Origin of the sequence: Vibrio sp. 10N.247.311.49 (assembly GCF_041467655.1) — a bacterium.
GTDB classification, from domain to species: Bacteria; Pseudomonadota; Gammaproteobacteria; order Enterobacterales; family Vibrionaceae; genus Vibrio; species Vibrio crassostreae_C.
In genome coordinates, this window is record NZ_JBFSVA010000009.1 from 1 (window position 1) to 18849 (window position 18849).

Here is an 18849-nt window from a genome sequence, read left to right on the forward strand (position 1 = left end):
GAAGCTAGACGCTCCATTGATGTTTGTTGTGCGCTGTTTGCGTTGTTTAGGTAACGTTGCGCTGTCATCGCTGAAACGTTTGTATTTACATTCACTGCCATGGTGACTTCTCCAATTGATTTTCCGGTATAGCGGTTTCCGACGTCTCGGAAAACCAAGTAGTTATCTCTAAGTTACTTTTAATAACGGCGTGATTGGCGAAACCTTTAGGAAAAAAACAACAAATTTAAAGAAATAGCGGTAAAACAGAAGAAAGCGTGACTGGTCGTAAAATTATCGAAAAAAGATGAGAAAATCGCTAAAGTTGCCGGGAAGTCAGTCGAGTGAGAAATTGTATTTTTATTCGCCAAAAAGCACCGGCCAAGCTGAAATGCTTTTATAAGATTGTAGGTAATTCATTAACCTAATAACGTTAAAGCTAGATTCGGCGCTTGCTTGGCTTGAGCGAGTATCGTTGTGCTCACTTGCTGCAGTATTTGTTGCTTGAGCATTTGAGTGGTTTCTTTGGCGTAGTCGGTATCTTTGATTCGACTGTTTGATGTCGCCAAATTCTCATGAACGTTTTCAAGATTGTTAATGGCATGATCAAAGCGGTTTTGCATTGCCCCTAATTCAGAGCGATGGCTATCGACATACTTCATCGCCGTATCCAAAATAGAGACGGCGCGCTGAGCACCACCCACATCCGTTACATTGATGTCATTAACTGACTCGTAATAGCCCGCTGACATCGAAAGCTCACTGGCTAATGAACCTGAAAAAGAGATGGTACCCGCGGTATCTTCACCTGACATATAAATCTGAAGTTGTCCGTCATCATTAACAGAAGCCGATAAGAGATCCGTTTGACCATTAATGTAAGTCGCCAACTCTTCGATATCATCGCCCGCTTTCGCGTTGATGGTGATCTCTTGTGGCTGACCAAAACGATCGGTAAACGACATCGTCATATCATTCTGGTTTGATTTCACTTCCCATGAATCACTGGCCATGCCATTAGCAACGTAGCTAAAGCCGCCCATGTTGATGTCATCAGTACGCATGCTTTTCAAACCAATCTGCACAGCTTCGCCCGAACTGCCGCCGATTTGAAACGAGGTGTGCCCAAAACTGCCGTTAAGGAGTTTTTTACCACCGAATGAAGTGGTTTCGGCAATTCGATTCAGCTCGTCATTTAACGCGGTGACTTCTTCTTGAATAGCGATTCGTTCCGATGAACTATTCGAGCCGTTACTCGCTTGTAGGGATAAGTCTCGCATGCGCTGCATGATATTAGTGGTTTCATTCATCGCCCCTTCTGCAGTCTGCATAATGGAGATACCGTCGTTAGCATTTCGAACAGCAACATCAATGCCACTCATCTGTGCTTCTAATCGATTTGAGATCTGTAAGCCAGCCGCATCGTCTTTTGCACTATTAATACGGCTCCCTGAAGCTAAGCGCTCCAAAGATTGGTTCAGCATGTTATTAGCGTTAGAGAGGTTTCTCTGAGCCACTAACGCCGAGACATTCGTATTGACAGTTATAGCCATAGACCTTCGCTTACAAAAAGAGGAATAAAACTCACGATTGCTCTTATATCGACCAGTTCATATAAAGCTTTAATAAAAAAGGAGCCCTGAGGCTCCCTTTCTTTGCTGCAGATGAGGTGATTTACTTAATCGTTAATACACTCAACATGTCAGTTGAAGGTGCAAAGTAGTAAGCGCCAGTCACTGCTTTGGTAAAGCGAAGCAGTTGGTCTGTTTTGCCATCAGTTACGCCGTACATGCTCTCTAACATCGCATCGAAGTTATGACGAACGTTACAGTAAGCAATGAACAATAAGCCGTGGTCGCCCGTAGCAGTACCGTAAGGTAGACTGTGGCGAACAATCTTAAGCCCCTTGCCTTCTTCTTTGATATCCACACGGCCAACGTGAGACGCCGCAGGAACATCATCTAACTCAATTGAATCAGGTTTAGTTCGGCCAATCACTTTCTCTTGTGCCGATACATTCAAACGATTCCAAGCTGGCAGGTTATGCACAAAACGCTGCACCATTACATAACTACCACCAGCGAATTCACCCTCAGGCACAATAGCGACTTCAGCACGTTGTGCGTCTTTCGGGTTTTCAGTGCCATCAACAAAGTCTGTCATGTCACGAGAGTCTAGGAAGCGATAACCATAAGTTTCATCAACCACTTCAACATCAGCTGCTACTTCAGATAGCAATTTACGCAAGATAAAGAAGTGCAGATCATGTCGGTTTGAATGACAGTGAATCAGAACGTCAGACAGTGTGCTCGGTGCTGTGATATCACCTTCACCCAGCACAGGGAAGTCGATCAAATCAGCGGGCGCTGCTTGCTCGAACCTATCCCAAAAAGCTTTTGAGAACGCAACCGATGCCGTTAAGTTCGCATCAGGCTGAGTTTGGTTTAGTTCGTCGATTAGAGTCGGAAGCTTTTGAATTTCTGCTAGTACATTAGCAGTATTAGCGTTCACTTTAAGTTGAACGTAAAGCGCGAAAGGCCCAGCTTCAGGCAAAATAGCACTTTGAACGTTAGGCTGCTCATTTGAAACATTAAGCATAGATTATTCCTTCCAGTTTTAGATTCTAAGTATAATTGTGAATGGGACAAATGTTTTGATGAGAATCAGTCTTCGAGCTCAACCACTTTAAAGCAATCCCTTGCAGCATGGCTATTGGTTAGATAAAGCGCTAACCACAGCAGCAACAATAGGGTGATGCCATTTGACCAACGGAACCATCCGTTATCCAAATAGATTAAATAAATCGTATGGGAGCCCTGTGCCAAGATAGCCATCATGGTAACCCAACGTCCCCATGACACGACTTTGTTAAGGCGCTTTCTATCTGGCGATCTTAGCCCAAATAACCACATCAGCAGCAAACTAGGCACACTCAACGCGATCCCGACATAAAACATCTGATGGTCTGGGTAGATTATCTCAAGAATATCGGTTCCCGATTCTCGGCTTGCGCCTGCAACAATGAAAACGACCAAGGCTTTCGCAAGAAACAACCAACCTAGCCAGAGCAAGATTGGAGCTTTCAAAAAGCCGTGCTTGTCGTATTGTTCTATGGAGTACCGCACAAATCTCACTTTCACTTATTTTCAAACCAACACTTTAACGCAAATCATTCATACTTAACTAGCTTTGCGTTATCTTAGTAGCCAATCCGTTTTAATTGTCGAACTCAGTATGAAAAACAAAACTAATACGCCCTCTGTTGAATCTCAACAGGAAGCACTGAAGATAGCCAAAGCGACTCAAAAGCCAGCTCAAACCAAAGAACAAACTAAACTGATTGCTCAGGGTATCGAGAAAGGCATCGCACTGTACAAGAAACAGCAAAAAGAACGCAGCCGCCAAGCCGATAAAGCGAAGAAGCGCGTACAGAAAGAAAAACAGACTCAACAAGCTAATCAACACCAAGAAGACACGATCGAAACAAGTGTTGAAACACCATCAAATCACGCCACTAAACTGCCGTGGTTACTACTGTTCGCAAGCTGGGTAGGCTTCGCGATTTATTTGATGAAATAACAGGATAAGCGTATGAAAAAGGAATTAATCGCTTTGGCTATGAGTAGCGTGTTACTCGGTTGCACGACACCGACATCAACGCCTCATAGCGAAGCTGCCAACGTGCAAATGGATTACCATGGCGTGATTAATATCGATAAATGTCAGTATAAAGGGGAAGTCACAGGCAGCGAAGGCCATTGGTACAACTACCTGTTTTACCCAAATGACACATTGATTCAAGGCGCCATGAATCAACTCAAGTCGAATACGATTGAGCTAGGCGCAGATACCGTGATATTCACACTTCCCCAAGATTTTTCCACATCCGTGACTATGCTGGGAACTGCCTATCTGTGTAAGTAAATAGAAACGTAATGGGGTAGCTCACAACTCATATTAGCGAGATGCTCCCTACTATTTCTATTCTAAAAAAAGAAAGCCAGCTTTCGCTGGCTTATGCACTAAATCCAAGGCTTGTTGCTATATCGCCTTTACGCTGGATAACCCATTGACTGTCAAATGGCCCCCAGTCGGATAACTGGTAATAGCCATCATTATGACGTCGCCCATCTTGAACAAACATAAGTTCGATACCGATCCCCGGTAACGCCTTGAGTACATCTTGAATAGTACGACGAGGCCACCCCGTTTTTTCGATGAGTTTAGGCACATTTGGCCTATCAAGGCTTTCCACTAACAATGCTAAATATAGCCGCCTTGCAAAAACAGGACTCAACTCCATTGACACCTCCTATATATGTGCAGCTCAATTATTTCTTTTTTCGCTGACAACATGTTGAGGCTGATCAATAAGTCTCCAATAGTGACATTTTCTTACGCTTTTTTTTCACTCTATGAAATATTCATCACTCTATTTTGTCTGAGTTGCTGCTTCCTGATAGGATTCAACTCATAACAATGAAATAAAATCACTCAAAGGAAGAATAATGACTATCACCATGTTTGGTATCCCAAATTGCGACACCATTAAAAAAGCAAAGAAATGGCTCGAAGCTGAAGGTATCGAGTTCGAATTTCACGATTATCGCAAACAAGGCATCACAGAAGAGCTAGTAACAAGCTTCTGCTCTGAGCTAGGTTGGGAGCTTGTGCTAAACAAACGTGGTACGACTTATCGCCAACTTTCTCAAGAACAGAAAGACACCCTAACAGAAGAAAAAGCGGTGACTTTGCTTGTTGAACAACCTGCAATGATCAAGCGCCCAATCTTAAAAGTTGAGGGTAAGCTTCACATCGGATTTAAAGCCGACCAATACGCGGCTATTTTTGCTTAGATCGTTGTATTTACATAGACAGACAACAGGACGTTGATCAGTGAATCAGCGCCTAAAAATTAATGACTAGACGTTTTATTTAAACAAGGAATTCAAGGATGACAGATAGCCCAACTTTGGCTCTGGCAAAAGACCTAATCAGCCGTCAATCGGTAACACCAGAAGATGCAGGCTGCCAAGACCTGATGATTGAACGCTTAAAAGCACTCGGTTTTGAAATCGAAGTGATGGTATTTGAAGATACGACCAACTTCTGGGCTCGTCGTGGTACTGAAGCGCCTCTGTTTGCTTTTGCTGGTCACACTGATGTGGTACCTGCAGGCCCAATCGAACAGTGGAACACTAAGCCATTCGAACCGACTATCGTAGACGGTTTCCTACATGGCCGTGGCGCTGCTGATATGAAAGGCTCTCTGGCTTCAATGATTGTTGCCGTCGAGCAGTTCATTGCCAAACACCCAGACCACACAGGCTCAATTGGTTTCCTGATCACTTCAGATGAGGAAGGTCCTTTCATCAACGGTACTGTACGTGTTGTTGAAGCATTAATGGCGCGCGGTGAAAACATCGATATGTGTATCGTTGGTGAACCATCGAGCACTGAGTTCGTGGGTGATGTCGTGAAGAACGGCCGTCGTGGCTCTATCACTGGCGACCTAACGATTAAAGGCACACAAGGTCATGTTGCCTACCCTCACCTAGCAAACAACCCAGTACACAGCTCTCTGCTTGCTATTAATGAGCTAGCAACAACTGAGTGGGATAAAGGTAATGATTACTTCCCGCCAACCAGTTTCCAAATTCCAAATGTGAGTGCGGGTACTGGTGCTTCAAACGTGATCCCTGGTGAGTTTAATGTTCAGTTTAACCTACGCTTTAGTACAGAGTTAAGCAACGACATCATCGTTGAGCGCATCACAACGACACTCGACAAGTATGATTTCGAATACGACCTAAGATGGACATTCAATGGCGACCCGTTCTTAACAGACGCAGGTTCACTGCTTGATGCTATTGTTGATGCAGTGGGTCACGTCAATGATGTGAAACCAGCACTGCTAACGACTGGCGGTACATCTGATGGTCGCTTTATTGCACGTATGGGCGGACAAGTGGTTGAACTAGGCCCTGTGAATGCAACGATTCACAAGGTTAACGAATGCGTGAAGGTAGCCGATTTAGAAAAGCTAACTGACATGTACGAAAGAACATTAGTGAACCTATTCGCTAAATAGTCTTTCATCAGCGATTCATAGCATCCAATTATTGAGAGACTCGTTATGACACCAGAGCAGCTTACCGGACAATCAGATTCTCATCTAGAGCCTAGCCTGATCGGCACCAAGACCTTCTTGGTCCACAGTGAGGTTAAGAATGACCTGAATAATTTGATTGAAGCTGCTCAGCTCGCTGGTTTTAAAATGGAGATTGCCAGTGGCTTTCGCGACTATGAAAGGCAATCTCTGATTTGGAACCGTAAGTTTTCTGGCGAAGCTCCGATATTAGATTCAGAAAGCCAACCTCTTGATGCTTCAAAACTGACCGAACAACAAAAGCTATCGGCTATCCTGAGATGGTCTGCGCTTCCCGGCGCGAGTCGTCATCATTGGGGTTGTGACTTTGATGTCTTTGCTCGAAACAACTTACCAGAAGGTACACAGCTGCAATTAGAACCATGGGAATACCTTACTGGCCACCAGCAATCGTTTTACCAATGGCTATCAGTTCATGCTGCACAATTTGGTTTCTTCTTTCCTTACAGCCAAGATTTGGGTGGTGTGGCGATCGAACCATGGCATATCAGCCATCGCAAAGTATCGGAGTCGTGTTTATCACAGTTATCTCCGACTTTACTTGGCAAGCAACTCCAATCTAAGCCAGTATTAGGGTATGAGATTATTATGGAGCAGCTAGACGAGATCTATGCACGCTTCGTAGCGAATATCAGTCATTAGGAGCGCTTATGTTGGAGTGGCTTACAAACCCTTGGGTTATCATCATCATCGTAGTTAGCGTTGTTGTGGGTAACATCGCAGCGCTCAAACAGACAGCCAATATGGATCTGACGGGGCGTGGTAAAACTGAGCGAGATTTAGATAAGCTCAATCGCTCGGATAAACTTAACCAAGAGAAAGCTGAAAAAGAAGAATCCAAAGACAATAAAGACGCATAGCCTTTTGCTTTGGCTAATCAGCTTGATTGACCAATTTTGATTGACCAATGTAGCCTGATGACAACGAATACAATAAAAAAGAGGACACAGTGTGTCCTCTTTTTTATTTGCTTTTGCTAATCACAAGGCTGATTTAACTCAGCTTGTGACGGCTTGAATGACTACTCAGCTTTCGCTTCTTTGTCATCTTTGGTTTGGTCAGCAATATGCGCTAATACCGGAACCATAGACTTAAGCAGCTCTTCTTCTACTGGCTTACCTGATGCATCCGTTACGTTGATTGACGTACGGTTGCCAAGGTCACCAAATAGGAAGTTGTAAGTGCCTGGCGCTAAGTCGATAGGCTGTAGGCCAATTTCTTCCCAGAACTCATCATCTGGTGCTGCGTACTTCGCCTTCACCGTACCCTGAGATTGATTGCGTTCTTCAAGCTCAAAGCCCATTTCAGGCAACAAGTTAGGCAGACGCTGCCAGAATACATTGTATGGCGTACGAGCAATAATCACAGGGAAACCACTACGGTCAGCACCCATTGAAATTGGAATACGCTTCACCAACTCTTGCGCTTTCAGCGCCGCTTCAGCACGAAGGTTTTCATCGTACTTAGCCATAACTAGGTTGGTCAGGAACGCGTTGTAACGCTCTTTATTGGTTGCCGTTACTGTTTTCTCTTCAGTACCTTCACGCCAATCAATCAGATTAATCTTGAAGCCATGACGGTTGTTTGCTTGGAAGCGAGAGATAGAGTAACGACTACCAATCTCTACGTCTTCATCTTCAGAAACCCAAGTTACCCAATCGGTCTCAATCTCATTCTCTGATTGCTCACGAATACCAATACCACGTTGAGCCAGCATATCTACAGCCGTTTGCCACACGCGGTCTGCCTCTTCTGCGCGAAGAAGCCATAGTGTCACTTCACCGTTTTGACGCTCAGCACGAGCACCCGGGATCAGTTCAAGAACCTGTTGCGGTGGACGAATATCCACTTCACGACCAGTACCACCACTGAATTCACCGCTTGGGATGTCAAAATTTGGGTAGAACTGAGGCTGAGCATCTACAGGCAATTGCCATTGTGAAAACTCAGGTGTTTCTAAGTATTCGAAATCATCTTTGGCTTGGCGACGTTGAGTCGGGTTGCCAGAACATGCTGTAAGAACGAAAACAGCCAGTGACCCAATCACTAGCTGGTGAGAATACTTCATTTATACTCCTAAATGCCGAAGGTTCGCTTCGGCATCACTTCATACGTTTTAGTAAATGCACGCTTCAGTCATTGCTTGAGCAACAACAGGTTGAGCTGGCTCTGACAGTTCAGTCAGCGGTAGACGTAAGCCACCTTCAGCAATCAGACCCATTTTATGAACCGCCCATTTTACGGGAATAGGGTTAGACTCAACGAACAAATTCTTATGTAGAGGCATCAAACGCTCATTGATCGCTTCCGCTTCTTCAAACTTACCTTCTTTTGCTAGCTTGAACATGGTTGCCATATCAGCGGCTGCAACATTGTTCGTTACAGAGATCACGCCATCGCCACCACGCTTAACAAATTCTAGGCCTGTTAAGTCATCACCACTTAGTAAGATAAAGTCTTCGCCACAAAGTTCACGGTGAATTGCAATTCTGTCGAGATCACCCGTCGCATCTTTCAGTGCAACGATGTTTTCGATCTCAGCAAGACGAGCAACCGTTTCTGGCAACAAGTCTACCGCAGTTCGACCTGGAACATTGTATAGAATTTGTGGAACGTCACTGACTTCAGCAATCGCTTTGTAGTGTTGGTACAAACCTTCTTGAGTCGGTTTGTTGTAGTAAGGCGTTACGCTCAGGCAACCAGCAATACCAGAACCATTCAACAAACGGCTGAATAGAACAGATTCATGAGTTGCATTTGCACCTGTACCAGCGATAACGGGAATACGACCATCAGCAAATTCAACGATCTTGTTGACGACTTTGACATGCTCTTCAATAGTGAGTGTTGAAGACTCACCTGTTGTGCCAACCGCAACCAGACCATCACTACCTGCAGCAATATGGTGCTCAACTAACTTTTTAAGGCTGTCGAAATCCACTTCACCATCTGTATTAAATGGCGTAACTAGCGCAACGATACTTCCTGAAAACATGTCTATCTCCCTTAATTTATTCTTTTTGCATGTTACTGTAAGCCAATCAATAAACACAAGACATTAAAGTGGCTTACCGGCAACATCTGCATTAAATATTGTCGTATGTTTGAGGTAAAACGACTTCTAACGGCGTTCTACCTAGAATTTGGGTAACCTGCACTCAATCTAGCGGATAGCACATCACTGGATGTCAGTAACAAGTAAGCTGTGCTCTCATCGCTCTATCTCATTTTTTAACGCGCTCGATATTCTTATCATTGGTTGCATGTTCGAAGCAAGGTCGCACATAAAAAGCCCCGCACGCACGCTTATTCCACGAGCTAACTGTGCTAACATGCATGAATCAATGGAATATAAAGAGACGTGATTTTATGACTCAACATCTAGTAATCACAGCTGTGGGCACTGATCGCCCAGGTGTATGCAACCAAGTGGTTCATTTAGTCACCCAATCAGGCTGTAACATTATTGATAGCCGTATCGCCCTGTTTGGCGAAGAATTTACGCTTATCATGCTGCTGTCTGGAAAGGCAAACAACATTACCCGCGTTGAAACCACCTTGCCCTTGCTTGGACAAGAGCACGACTTGATTACGATTATGAAGCGAACCTCAACTCATGATGTTATTGAGAACTCTTACACAGTAGAGGTGTTCGTTGAGTCAGACGATAAAATCGGACTTACTGAGCAGTTTACCCAGTTCTTCGCAGACCGAAACATCGGCCTCGATTCGTTAAGTGCACGAACCATCAATAAATCTAAGGTTCAACTCGACAACGACCAATTCCATATCTCTATTACCGCTTCTGTGCAATCAGAATGTAACTTGATGCAGCTACAAGAAGAATTCGATTCGCTGTGTCAGAGCCTATCAGTCCAAGGCTCGCTCAACTTTATCAAAAACAGTCTTTAAAAAGGAAATGTCATGAATACGCTAACGGCTGGTGTTCCAGCACCTGCTTTTTCTCTTCCAGATCAAGATGGCAATATCGTATCTCTTGGTGACTTCAAAGGTAAAAAAGTACTTTTCTATTTTTACCCTAAAGCAATGACTCCAGGTTGTATTGTGCAAGCGGAAGGCCTGCGTGATATCAAAACACAGCTTGATGACCTAAACGTGGTTGTTCTAGGTGTGAGTGTTGACCCAGTAAAACGTCTACCAAACTTCGTTGAGAAGAAATCTCTAAACTTCACCCTGCTATCTGATGAAGACCACAGCGTTGCTGAACAGTTTGGCGTTTGGGGCGAGAAAAAATTCATGGGTAAAATCTACGACGGTCTGCACCGTATTAGCTTCCTAATTGATGAAGAAGGTCAGATTGAACATGTCTTCAACAAGTTCAAGACTAAGACTCACCACGAAGTGGTTCTAGATTACTTCAATCAAGAAGCTTAAGGGCGATTTGAGTGAGTTAATGACTTAGATTCATCACTTTCTAAGGCAATAGCAACACTCATTAAGCTAATTATTAAGCTAAGAGCAAAAAGGCCGAACATCATGGATGTTCGGCCTTTTTCTATAACAAGATCAATTACTTTTGATGTTCGGGGTCATCGTCTAATGCGTGACTCGGTAAGGCATTCCAAACCGCCTTAACTAACGTTGCCAACGGGATAGCAAAGAACACGCCCCAGAATCCCCACAGTCCACCAAACACTAACACGGCAACAATAATGGCCACTGGGTGCAGGTTCACCGCTTCAGAGAAAAGAACAGGAACGAGCACGTTACCATCTAGCGCTTGGATAATACCGTAAGCGAGAAGCAACCAGTAAAACTGAGGTTCTAATCCCCACTGGAACAAACCGACAATCGCGACAGGAACGGTCACAGCCGCCGCACCGATATAAGGAATCAGTACCGAGAAGCCAACCGCGACAGCCAGCAGAGCTGAATAACGTAAATCTAGAATCGCAAAGGTCACGTAGCTGACACCACCGACGATCAAGATCTCAAGGACCTTGCCGCGAATATAGTTCGAGATTTGTTGGTTCATCTCAACCCAAACCTTGGTCGCTAGACGACGGTTTTTAGGCAACACGCCACTCGCCATGCTGATCATCTCTTCTTTATCTTTTAATAAGAAGAAGATCAGCAGCGGCACAAGAATCAAGTAAACCGCAAGCGTAGCCAAGCTCACAAGAGAAGCCAAAGAACCTTTAACAACACTTTCACCAAAGCCTAATGCTTTGTTTTTCGCGTTAGACACAATCGATTCAACGATCTGCAAGTTTGCTAACTCAGGATAGCGCTCAGGAATCGTCGCGATGAACTTCTGTAAGCCGCCATACATACTTGGAATATCATTGATGAGGTTACCCACTTGCTCCCAAATGGTAGGCACTAAACCAAACAGCGCCAGCAACATCAGGCTAAAGAACATCATGATCACCAACATCACCGAAGGCGTTCTTGGAACACCGAGTCTTTGAAGTTGGGTAACAGGCCACTCAAGCAAATAAGCCAACACAATCGCAACCAAGAGTGGTGCAATTAGGTGACCAAAGAAGTAGATCGTAATAAAGCCGAAGAGAATGATGGCAACCAAACTGACAGCATGGGGATCAGAGAAACGTCGTTTATACCAACGATTGACCATTTCAAGCATCTGACTGCAATTCCTTTTTAGTGACGAGGAGATGATGGTAATTAGAGCAAACCTCAGTGATGACGTCATAGGCTTGCTTAGACAAATAAGTAACAATATCTTTCATCGAACTGTTATCAGACACATAAATTGACAATGACTGCCCTACTTCTAACTTTACACTGTGACGCTTGGCTAATAATAGCGCCATTGGACAGCGCTCTTGGCGTAAATCTAGAATATTAGGTGTCATTCTTGAGCTCGATGCTTATTATAAGGGTCGTATTGTAATCTGTTTTTGAAAACGCGCCATCATTCATTCATCCTCCTTCATGATAGCGCACGCACTTGGCAAAGGTTAAATCAGATAAAGAACCAATTTCCATTGCACTTGTCTTACTGTCAGAAGAAACGGAGTATTACTGACTAATATGTTTAAACGCGCTCGCTCAATTGCTTGCTTATGCATCGCAGCTACATTAAGCACCCCAACTATGGCGAATACCAATAGTTTGGAGCTACCAGATATCGGTACCGCTGCTGGCGGCACACTCACTATCGACCAAGAGCTTATCTATGGTGATGCCTACATGCGCATCATCAGAAGTAGCCAGCCTATCGTAAACGACCCAGTTCTAAATCTATATATTGATACTCTTGGCCATCGTCTGGTCGCGAACGCAAATGATGTAAAGACACCTTTCCAGTTCTTTATGATCCGTGACCGCAACATCAACGCCTTTGCTTTCTTTGGTGGTTATGTTGCTTTGCACTCAGGTCTATTCCTGCATGCACAATCTGAAAGTGAATTAGCTTCTGTATTAGCGCACGAAATCGCGCACGTAACCCAACGTCACTTAGCGCGTAGTATGGAAGACCAAGCGCGCCGCTCTCCAGCAACCATTGCAGCACTAGCAGCCTCTGTATTACTGGCAATTGCAGCTCCTGAAGCCGGCATTGCAGCCCTAACGGCAACGACTGCGGGTAATATGCAAAGCCAAATCAACTACACCCGTAGTAATGAAAAAGAAGCCGACCGCTTTGGTATCAACACGCTAGCAAAAGCTGGGTTTGATGTGAATGCGATGCCACGTTTCTTTGGCCGTTTAGCTGATGAATATCGCTATGCGAGCACACCACCGCCAATGCTACTGACTCACCCATTACCAGAAGACCGAATTACCGATTCACGTGCTCGTGCTCGTAGTTACCCGCCACTGAAACTGGCTCCCTCTCTGGACTACCACCTAGCAAGAGCCCGCATTGTTGCGCGCTATGCTGGCATTAATAATGATGCTGCTCTTGATTGGTTTGAGCGTCAGCTAAAGAAAGCCCCTAAAGCTTTGGTTCCGTCATTAGAATATGGCCAAGCACTGGTTTACCTAGACTCTAAAAAATTAGACAAAGCAGAGCCCATCCTGAACAAGCTGATTAACAGCGATCCAACCAACCTGTTTTATCTAGATGCTATTTCGGATCTGCACATCGAGAAGAAGCAGCCTGAGATTGCGATTAAAGAACTTAAATCGGCACTGGTTCGTCAACCAAACAACCCGGTTCTGACCATTAACTACGCCAACGCACTGATTGAAAATGAAGATCTTCAAGAAGCGGTTCGCGTATTGCAGCGTTACACGCACGATAACCCGAATGACACCAATGGCTGGCACTTACTTTCAAAAGTAAATACGAGCCTTGGTAATAGCGACGAAGAACTGGCTGCTCGTGCAGAAATTTTGGCACTGCAAGCCAACTGGAACAAAGCGATTCAGTACTACACGCAAGCAAGCCAAATCGCAGAATTAGGAAGCCTAAAACAAGCACGCTACGACGCTCGAATTGATCAGCTAATGATTCAACGAGAGCGCTTCTTGTCGCTACAATAGAGTGTTTACTGGTAACAGCTCGTTACCAGAATAAAAAGAAAGCTCAACGTTACACAAAAAAGAAGTCACCCCTGGTGGCTTCAGCTAAACAACTAAATCAAAAATAATAATGAGGAAGAACCATGTCTGTCGTGATTTATCATAACCCACGCTGCTCAAAGAGCCGTCAAACTCTAGAAGTGCTTCAGGAAAACGGCGTACAGCCAGAGGTCATCAAATACCTGGAGACTCCGTTAACAGTTGAACAGCTGAAAGTACTGTTCACTCAGCTTGGTTTTGACAGTGTTCGCGACATGATGCGCACCAAAGAAGCGGACTACAAAGAAGCAAACCTTGGCGATGCTTCAGTTACTGATGAAGATCTTTTCGCCGCGATGGCAACCAATCCAAAACTGTTTGAGCGCCCAGTCGTTGTCGCGAACAACAAAGCAAAAATTGGTCGTCCACCAGAGCAAGTGCTAGAGATTCTGTAATCCAATATGAGCATTAACATTCTTGTTCTTTATTACAGTCGCCACGGCAACACACAAGCTCTAGCAAGGCAGATTGCACGAGGGGTTGAATCCATCCCGAACTGCGAAGCTATGCTAAGGACGGTGAACGACGTGTACACAGTAGAAGAGCAGCCTGATTCGCGTTATCAACCAACCGATCCTATTGCCTCGTTACAAGAACTTCGATCTTGTGATGGTTTGGCGCTAGGCAGTCCGGTTTGGTTTGGTAACATGGCCGGGCCAATGAAGCACTTTTGGGATAGCACGACATCAATGTGGATCAATGGTGATCTCATCGATAAGCCAGGTTGTGTATTTACCTCTTCTTCATCATTGCATGGTGGTCAAGAGACAACACAACAAAGCATGATGTTGCCCCTGCTTCATCACGGCATGTTAGTCGTGGGCATCCCCTACTCAGAACCGGCGCTGCACACCACTCAAACTGGTGGTACGCCTTATGGTGCAAGCAGTACTGGAGAGAGCGCTTCACTTAGCAAAGAAGAGATTGAGTTGGCGCAAAACCTAGGTAAACGCCTAGCGCGCATCGCAATAAATCAGAAGGGAATTTCTCAATGATGTATATGCCAGAGAAGGCTATGTCTCCCAAAACCAAGCTATTTCGCTACCTTGCTTTAGCGGGCAACTTGTCACTGTTATTCTGGGTGGTGGCTTGGCAGATGACGCTTTCACCGCACCCTCATCTCAGTAATGTCACACTGGCGATTGCTTGGGCTATCCCGCTGTTATTGCCATTACCGGGCATTTTAGCAGGAAAACCTTATACGCACGCATGGGCAAATTTCGTCTTGATGCTCTATTTCCTACACGCATTAACTATCTTGTATGTAGACGATGGTGAACGTTTATTAGCGGCTGTAGAACTGCTTCTGACGACTCTAGGTTTCGCGGGCAATATCTTATTTACTCGCTTTAGAGCCAAAGAGTTAGGCATCAAGTTGAAGCGCCTTTCCGAAGTAGAAAAGAGAGAGAAAGCTAAGTTCGAGCAATAATATTGAGCCCATGCTTTTAAACTGACCGCTTACAAACAAAAAGCCCTGCGAGATTGCTCTTGCAGGGCTTTTTTCAAGTTTTCATTTCAATCAGTCATGTCAGCTGACAATTATGAGCGAACCCACTCGTATACCAAGCTTGGCTTAGCATGTACTGGCGCAGTGATGGTTAGATCTTCTGTACTAGAATCCTCTAACGTTGCGTCAGGCGTATTCGTTAGCTCAGCATCCTCAGATACCTCGTTGCCCTTAATCACTTGTACGCCTGAGTCAGTTTCGTCACCAACGACTTCAGCAGCGTCTGTTGAATCATCACCTACAGACATTGTGTTGTCTTGAGTTTCAAATTCAGGGCTCACTTCAGGCTCAATGTAAGATTCTTCAACCTTCGCAACTTGGCGAATACTTGCTACTTCTTGCTCAAACTCTTGTTGAGTCGACAATAAGTGAATTCGGAAAGTGACTTCGTTGTTCTGAATCTTCAGAATATCTAGGCTTGCCACCGAGTTTAGACGCTTAAGTGCGTTCTCTAACTGGAAGAAGTCTTGAGCATTATTCAGGCTAATAAACTGCGTTAAAATCGATTCTGATGACTCACTCGCTACCGTCACAGCACTTTTGCCTGCGTAGTAGTTACTGATTTGGTCAACTAACTTCTTAGAAGTCGTGTCGCTGTTACCCGATAGTGAACCACTTACAGGCGATGTTGGTGCACTCGTCAATTGACTTGGCTTTTGATCGTATAGAGCCCAACGTAGGCCTGAAGATTGAGCCTTTATCACCAACACAGCATCAACAGGATAACGCTGACTCGCTTTACTGATTGGCGTAACAAAGCTACCCCACAAATCAGAAGTCGCAATACCCGTAATATCGTCAAAGTCACCCACAGGCAGCGTTAGAGGCAAGCCACGCTCTTTTGCCTTAGCTTGTAAGCTAGCTGCTAACTGTGAGTTAGAGTGTTCCCATACGATGTTCTTGTCGTAGTTGTCCTCTTCCACCAGCCAAACAAGGATGTTTGAACGCGTGTCAGGCCAGTAAGGTAACTGTGCTTGAGTCAACAGAGAACGGATTTGAGCACCGTTAAAACGCATACGCAATGTTGATTGGTCATTGCTTTCGCCAAAACTCATTTGAGACATGTACTGCGAACTCTTGCGCATCGCCTTTTGAATCGTCTCATTCGAAGCGACATCAGTTTGGCCAGTCGCACGTATCAATACCTGCTCCATACCTGTATTTCTTGCCACTTGTTCTGGCTGTTTGTCTTCAGCGTTAATCGCAACTTCAGCACTAAAAATATCTACTTGAGTTAAGGCATAACTCGGAGAGGCTAATAGTCCCATCAACAACAATGCTATGTAGCGCATACTGATCCTAATATTCAAATCTTGTGCCTAGATGATAAGCAACTATGGATTGAGGGGCAAGGTCGATAGCGCCCACTGTGTTTAATAACCACAAAATATCACCTGGCCATGATAAATCGCTCACTTATAAACTGAATTTCTAGGGCTTAGATGGATATAAAACATCACTAAGATAAATAAATTTGATCTATTTGGTGTAGCAATCGATTGCCAAGTGATAGAATCCCGCGAATTTTATTTTTCGCTTTTCATATAACGACCATTTTTAAGGACATAACATGAAAAATGCTTTGCAAGGTGCGCAAATGCTGTTCGTAGCTTTTGGTGCGCTTGTACTCGTGCCGCTACTAACAGGGCTTGATCCTAACGTTGCACTGTTTGGCGCAGGTATCGGTACCCTTTTATTCCAACTTATTACACGCCGTTCAGTGCCAATCTTCTTAGCGTCTTCTTTCGCATTCATCGCGCCTATCATGTTTGGTATTCAAACATGGGGCGTTGGCGCAACCATGGGTGGCCTAATGGCGGCAGGTGTTGTGTATGTATTGATGGGTGCATTGATTAAAGTAAGAGGCGTTGGCTTCATTCATAAGCTACTTCCACCCGTCGTGGTTGGCCCTGTAATCATGGTTATCGGTTTAGGTCTTGCGCCTGTTGCGGTAAACATGGCGCTTGGTAAGACTGGCGACGGCGCAGTTCAGCTCGTTGATGCAGACGCAGCACTGTGGATCTCTTCGATTTCACTGCTAGTAACGATTGTCATCAGTGTATTCTCGAAAGGCTTCCTAAAACTGCTGCCTATCTTTGGTGGTATTGTTGCGGGTTACATCACTAGCTTGGTATACGGCGCGGTAGACTTCACACCAGTGGCTCAAGCGTCTTGGTTGGCACTACCGAACTTCACTGCACCTGAGTTCAACATCAACGCTATCTTTTTTATGGTATTTGTCGCGATTGCACCTGCCGTTGAACACGTAGGTGATATGCTTGCGATATCTAACGTGACCGGTAAAGACTACCTTAAAAAACCAGGTTTACACCGCACTATTACTGGCGACGGTGTGGCAACAATTGCCGCTTCAATGCTGGGCGCGCCGCCAAACACGACGTACAGTGAAGTAACAGGCGCAGTAATGCTTACCAAAGCATTCAACCCTGTGATCATGACTTGGGCTGCAGTCACAGCCATCGTTCTTGCATTGGTTGGCAAGCTAGGCGCACTACTTCAAACGATTCCGGTTCCTGTAATGGGCGGAATCATGATTCTACTGTTTGGCTCTATCGCAACAGTGGGTCTTAACACGCTAATCAAAAACAATGTTGACCTACACAAATCACGTAACCTTGTGATTGTGGGCATTACTTTAGTCTTTGGTATTGGCGGCATGGCCTTTGGTATCGGTGACTTTAGCCTACAGGGCGTAAGCTTGTGCGGTATCGTTGCGATTCTACTTAACCTAGTACTTCCAGAAGAGCTAGGTGACAACACTGTGGTAGATAAAGCTCAAATCGATTAATGAGTCGGTAAGGCTAGATTCCAAAGAATCACAACCTAACAAGATCAAAAAAGGGAGAGCATCGAATGCTCTCCCTTTTTATTAATACGGTTAATTCAGCGAGTTAAGGAACTGTTTAGAGTCACTTAAGCTGAAACCGAATTACTTAGTACCGAAGATCTTATCGCCAGCATCGCCAAGACCAGGAACAATGTAGCCCTTGTCGTTTAGCTTCTCATCGATTGCAGCCGTGTAAAGCTCAACATCTGGGTGCGCTTTTTCTAGAGCAGCGATACCTTCAGGAGCAGCAACAAGCACAAGAATCTTAAAGTGCTTACAACCTTTCTCTTTCATCAGGTCGATAGTCGCGATCATAGAACCACCTGTCGCAAGCATTGGGTCTACCACTAGAGCAATACGCTCATCGATGTTAGATGCAAGCTTGTTGAAGTATGGTACTGGCTCAAGTGTTTCTTCGTCACGGTAGATACCAACAACGCTGATACGTGCACTTGGGATGTGCTCAAGAACGCCGTCCATCATGCCTAGACCAGCACGTAGGATTGGCACTACCGTTACTTTTTTACCTTTAATTTGGTCAACTTCTACTGGACCGTTCCAACCGTTAATCGTCACACGCTCAGTTTCAAAGTCTGATGTCGCTTCGTATGTTAGAAGGCTACCCACTTCTGTCGCTAGCTCACGAAAACGCTTAGTGCTAATCTCACCTTCACGCATCAGGCCAATTTTATGTTTTACTAGCGGGTGTTTCACTTCAACAACTTTCATTTCCAACTCCGGCAATATTTAAACAAACCTGTAGATTATACACGAACTCTAAGGTTATTTCAGAAT

23 protein-coding genes and 1 pseudogene are annotated in these 18849 nt (G+C 44.7%); 13 read left to right on the forward strand and 11 right to left on the reverse strand.

The genetic code is table 11. The annotated features are described in order from the left end of the window. The 4 genes and pseudogenes from AB6E54_RS10745 to AB6E54_RS10760 all read right to left on the reverse strand — a co-directional run. Positions 1-158: pseudogene (locus AB6E54_RS10745) on the reverse strand (flagellin); the annotation flags it as partial. 240 nt (positions 159-398) lie between these two features. After that, positions 399-1532 (reverse strand): flagellin, encoded by a 1134-nt coding sequence (locus AB6E54_RS10750; protein WP_017063389.1) that lies wholly within the window; start codon positions 1530-1532, stop codon positions 399-401. A 121-nt stretch (positions 1533-1653) separates the two neighbouring features. After that, positions 1654-2577, reverse strand: a complete 924-nt coding sequence (locus AB6E54_RS10755; protein ID WP_102333438.1) for a Dyp-type peroxidase — start codon at positions 2575-2577, stop codon at positions 1654-1656. 65 nt (positions 2578-2642) lie between these two features. After that, positions 2643-3104: a DUF2919 domain-containing protein gene (locus tag AB6E54_RS10760; RefSeq protein ID WP_017060696.1), complete on the reverse strand. Its 462-nt coding sequence runs from the start codon at positions 3102-3104 to the stop codon at positions 2643-2645. A gap of 109 nt (positions 3105-3213) precedes the next feature. Between AB6E54_RS10760 and AB6E54_RS10765 the strand changes: the two genes are divergently transcribed. Further along, the gene (locus AB6E54_RS10765) at positions 3214-3558 is read left to right on the forward strand and encodes a DUF2956 domain-containing protein (protein ID WP_065585043.1); all 345 of its coding nucleotides are present in this window, start codon (positions 3214-3216) and stop codon (positions 3556-3558) included. A gap of 12 nt (positions 3559-3570) precedes the next feature. Then, positions 3571-3903 (forward strand): DUF4156 domain-containing protein, encoded by a 333-nt coding sequence (locus AB6E54_RS10770; protein ID WP_065585044.1) that lies wholly within the window; start codon positions 3571-3573, stop codon positions 3901-3903. A 91-nt stretch (positions 3904-3994) separates the two neighbouring features. Here AB6E54_RS10770 and AB6E54_RS10775 read toward each other — a convergent pair whose 3' ends face one another. Beyond that, entirely contained in the window at positions 3995-4282 is a 288-nt protein-coding gene (locus AB6E54_RS10775; RefSeq protein ID WP_004734273.1) for a helix-turn-helix domain-containing protein, read from the reverse strand. A gap of 205 nt (positions 4283-4487) precedes the next feature. Here AB6E54_RS10775 and AB6E54_RS10780 point away from each other — a divergent pair, with 205 nt between their 5' ends. From AB6E54_RS10780 to AB6E54_RS10795, 4 genes are all read left to right on the forward strand, one after another. Next, on the forward strand, positions 4488-4835 hold the full coding sequence (locus AB6E54_RS10780) for an ArsC family reductase (protein ID WP_017060699.1): 348 nt from the start codon (positions 4488-4490) through the stop codon (positions 4833-4835). 98 nt (positions 4836-4933) lie between these two features. Next, a complete protein-coding gene (dapE, locus tag AB6E54_RS10785) occupies positions 4934-6070 on the forward strand; it encodes a succinyl-diaminopimelate desuccinylase (protein WP_017060700.1) in 1137 nt (378 codons plus the stop codon). A gap of 45 nt (positions 6071-6115) precedes the next feature. Continuing rightward, complete coding sequence (locus AB6E54_RS10790; RefSeq protein ID WP_102333437.1) at positions 6116-6790, forward strand: M15 family metallopeptidase; 675 nt, start codon at positions 6116-6118, stop codon at positions 6788-6790. Between the two features lie 8 nt (positions 6791-6798). Next, the gene (locus AB6E54_RS10795) at positions 6799-7008 is read left to right on the forward strand and encodes a DUF2897 family protein (RefSeq protein ID WP_017060702.1); all 210 of its coding nucleotides are present in this window, start codon (positions 6799-6801) and stop codon (positions 7006-7008) included. Between the two features lie 161 nt (positions 7009-7169). Here the strand turns inward: AB6E54_RS10795 and bamC are convergent, their stop codons facing one another. Both bamC and dapA read right to left on the reverse strand, forming a co-directional pair. Further along, positions 7170-8216 (reverse strand): outer membrane protein assembly factor BamC, encoded by a 1047-nt coding sequence (gene bamC, locus AB6E54_RS10800; RefSeq protein WP_017060703.1) that lies wholly within the window; start codon positions 8214-8216, stop codon positions 7170-7172. A 48-nt stretch (positions 8217-8264) separates the two neighbouring features. Next, positions 8265-9143: a 4-hydroxy-tetrahydrodipicolinate synthase gene (gene dapA, locus AB6E54_RS10805; protein ID WP_017060704.1), complete on the reverse strand. Its 879-nt coding sequence runs from the start codon at positions 9141-9143 to the stop codon at positions 8265-8267. Between the two features lie 374 nt (positions 9144-9517). Here dapA and AB6E54_RS10810 point away from each other — a divergent pair, with 374 nt between their 5' ends. Both AB6E54_RS10810 and bcp read left to right on the forward strand, forming a co-directional pair. Beyond that, positions 9518-10060, forward strand: a complete 543-nt coding sequence (locus tag AB6E54_RS10810; protein ID WP_017060705.1) for a glycine cleavage system protein R — start codon at positions 9518-9520, stop codon at positions 10058-10060. 12 nt (positions 10061-10072) lie between these two features. Next, positions 10073-10543, forward strand: a complete 471-nt coding sequence (gene bcp / locus AB6E54_RS10815) for a thioredoxin-dependent thiol peroxidase (protein ID WP_017060706.1) — start codon at positions 10073-10075, stop codon at positions 10541-10543. A gap of 136 nt (positions 10544-10679) precedes the next feature. Here the strand turns inward: bcp and AB6E54_RS10820 are convergent, their stop codons facing one another. Both AB6E54_RS10820 and AB6E54_RS10825 read right to left on the reverse strand, forming a co-directional pair. Further along, positions 10680-11756, reverse strand: coding sequence for an AI-2E family transporter (locus AB6E54_RS10820; RefSeq protein ID WP_017060708.1), 1077 nt, complete (start codon positions 11754-11756; stop codon positions 10680-10682). After that, positions 11749-11988: a sulfurtransferase TusA family protein gene (locus AB6E54_RS10825; RefSeq protein WP_017060709.1), complete on the reverse strand. Its 240-nt coding sequence runs from the start codon at positions 11986-11988 to the stop codon at positions 11749-11751. Before AB6E54_RS10825 ends, AB6E54_RS10820 begins: the two co-directional genes overlap by 8 nt. A gap of 178 nt (positions 11989-12166) precedes the next feature. On the opposite strand from AB6E54_RS10825, the gene AB6E54_RS10830 reads away from it, so the two are divergent. The 4 genes from AB6E54_RS10830 (at position 12167) to AB6E54_RS10845 (ending at position 15128) form a co-directional block, all read left to right on the forward strand. Then, complete coding sequence (locus AB6E54_RS10830; protein ID WP_017060710.1) at positions 12167-13621, forward strand: M48 family metallopeptidase; 1455 nt, start codon at positions 12167-12169, stop codon at positions 13619-13621. Positions 13622-13743: 122 nt separating this feature from the next. After that, complete coding sequence (gene arsC, locus AB6E54_RS10835) at positions 13744-14094, forward strand: arsenate reductase (glutaredoxin) (protein WP_017060711.1); 351 nt, start codon at positions 13744-13746, stop codon at positions 14092-14094. Between the two features lie 6 nt (positions 14095-14100). Beyond that, entirely contained in the window at positions 14101-14694 is a 594-nt protein-coding gene (wrbA, locus tag AB6E54_RS10840; RefSeq protein WP_017060712.1) for an NAD(P)H:quinone oxidoreductase, read from the forward strand. Then, positions 14691-15128 carry a DUF2069 domain-containing protein gene (locus AB6E54_RS10845; RefSeq protein ID WP_017060713.1) on the forward strand — a complete coding sequence of 146 codons (438 nt, stop codon included), beginning with the start codon at positions 14691-14693 and terminating at the stop codon, positions 15126-15128. Before wrbA ends, AB6E54_RS10845 begins: the two co-directional genes overlap by 4 nt. A gap of 110 nt (positions 15129-15238) precedes the next feature. Here the strand turns inward: AB6E54_RS10845 and AB6E54_RS10850 are convergent, their stop codons facing one another. Next, entirely contained in the window at positions 15239-16498 is a 1260-nt protein-coding gene (locus AB6E54_RS10850) for a DUF2066 domain-containing protein (RefSeq protein WP_136978524.1), read from the reverse strand. 278 nt (positions 16499-16776) lie between these two features. Here AB6E54_RS10850 and AB6E54_RS10855 point away from each other — a divergent pair, with 278 nt between their 5' ends. Continuing rightward, on the forward strand, positions 16777-18015 hold the full coding sequence (locus AB6E54_RS10855) for a uracil-xanthine permease family protein (protein WP_065583985.1): 1239 nt from the start codon (positions 16777-16779) through the stop codon (positions 18013-18015). A 141-nt stretch (positions 18016-18156) separates the two neighbouring features. On the opposite strand, the gene upp is transcribed toward AB6E54_RS10855, so the two are convergent. Then, positions 18157-18783: a uracil phosphoribosyltransferase gene (gene upp / locus AB6E54_RS10860; RefSeq protein WP_017060716.1), complete on the reverse strand. Its 627-nt coding sequence runs from the start codon at positions 18781-18783 to the stop codon at positions 18157-18159. Positions 18784-18849 lie beyond the last annotated feature (66 nt).

Excerpts from the sequence above, each read along its gene's own strand:
- AB6E54_RS10755 (WP_102333438.1), bottom strand. The coding sequence starts at position 2,577 with ATGCTTAATGTTTCAAATGAGCAGCCTAACGTTCAAAGTGCTATTTTG.
- AB6E54_RS10765 (WP_065585043.1), top strand. The coding sequence starts at position 3,214 with ATGAAAAACAAAACTAATACGCCCTCTGTTGAATCTCAACAGGAAGCA.
- AB6E54_RS10825 (WP_017060709.1), bottom strand. The coding sequence starts at position 11,988 with ATGACACCTAATATTCTAGATTTACGCCAAGAGCGCTGTCCAATGGCG.
- AB6E54_RS10770 (WP_065585044.1), top strand. The coding sequence starts at position 3,571 with ATGAAAAAGGAATTAATCGCTTTGGCTATGAGTAGCGTGTTACTCGGT.
- AB6E54_RS10750 (WP_017063389.1), bottom strand. The coding sequence starts at position 1,532 with ATGGCTATAACTGTCAATACGAATGTCTCGGCGTTAGTGGCTCAGAGA.
- AB6E54_RS10775 (WP_004734273.1), bottom strand. The coding sequence starts at position 4,282 with ATGGAGTTGAGTCCTGTTTTTGCAAGGCGGCTATATTTAGCATTGTTA.
- dapE (WP_017060700.1), top strand. The coding sequence starts at position 4,934 with ATGACAGATAGCCCAACTTTGGCTCTGGCAAAAGACCTAATCAGCCGT.
- AB6E54_RS10780 (WP_017060699.1), top strand. The coding sequence starts at position 4,488 with ATGACTATCACCATGTTTGGTATCCCAAATTGCGACACCATTAAAAAA.
- bcp (WP_017060706.1), top strand. The coding sequence starts at position 10,073 with ATGAATACGCTAACGGCTGGTGTTCCAGCACCTGCTTTTTCTCTTCCA.
- AB6E54_RS10855 (WP_065583985.1), top strand. The coding sequence starts at position 16,777 with ATGAAAAATGCTTTGCAAGGTGCGCAAATGCTGTTCGTAGCTTTTGGT.
- dapA (WP_017060704.1), bottom strand. The coding sequence starts at position 9,143 with ATGTTTTCAGGAAGTATCGTTGCGCTAGTTACGCCATTTAATACAGAT.
- AB6E54_RS10845 (WP_017060713.1), top strand. The coding sequence starts at position 14,691 with ATGATGTATATGCCAGAGAAGGCTATGTCTCCCAAAACCAAGCTATTT.
- upp (WP_017060716.1), bottom strand. The coding sequence starts at position 18,783 with ATGAAAGTTGTTGAAGTGAAACACCCGCTAGTAAAACATAAAATTGGC.
- AB6E54_RS10850 (WP_136978524.1), bottom strand. The coding sequence starts at position 16,498 with ATGCGCTACATAGCATTGTTGTTGATGGGACTATTAGCCTCTCCGAGT.
- arsC (WP_017060711.1), top strand. The coding sequence starts at position 13,744 with ATGTCTGTCGTGATTTATCATAACCCACGCTGCTCAAAGAGCCGTCAA.
- AB6E54_RS10795 (WP_017060702.1), top strand. The coding sequence starts at position 6,799 with ATGTTGGAGTGGCTTACAAACCCTTGGGTTATCATCATCATCGTAGTT.
- bamC (WP_017060703.1), bottom strand. The coding sequence starts at position 8,216 with ATGAAGTATTCTCACCAGCTAGTGATTGGGTCACTGGCTGTTTTCGTT.
- AB6E54_RS10790 (WP_102333437.1), top strand. The coding sequence starts at position 6,116 with ATGACACCAGAGCAGCTTACCGGACAATCAGATTCTCATCTAGAGCCT.
- AB6E54_RS10820 (WP_017060708.1), bottom strand. The coding sequence starts at position 11,756 with ATGCTTGAAATGGTCAATCGTTGGTATAAACGACGTTTCTCTGATCCC.
- AB6E54_RS10830 (WP_017060710.1), top strand. The coding sequence starts at position 12,167 with ATGTTTAAACGCGCTCGCTCAATTGCTTGCTTATGCATCGCAGCTACA.
- wrbA (WP_017060712.1), top strand. The coding sequence starts at position 14,101 with ATGAGCATTAACATTCTTGTTCTTTATTACAGTCGCCACGGCAACACA.
- AB6E54_RS10810 (WP_017060705.1), top strand. The coding sequence starts at position 9,518 with ATGACTCAACATCTAGTAATCACAGCTGTGGGCACTGATCGCCCAGGT.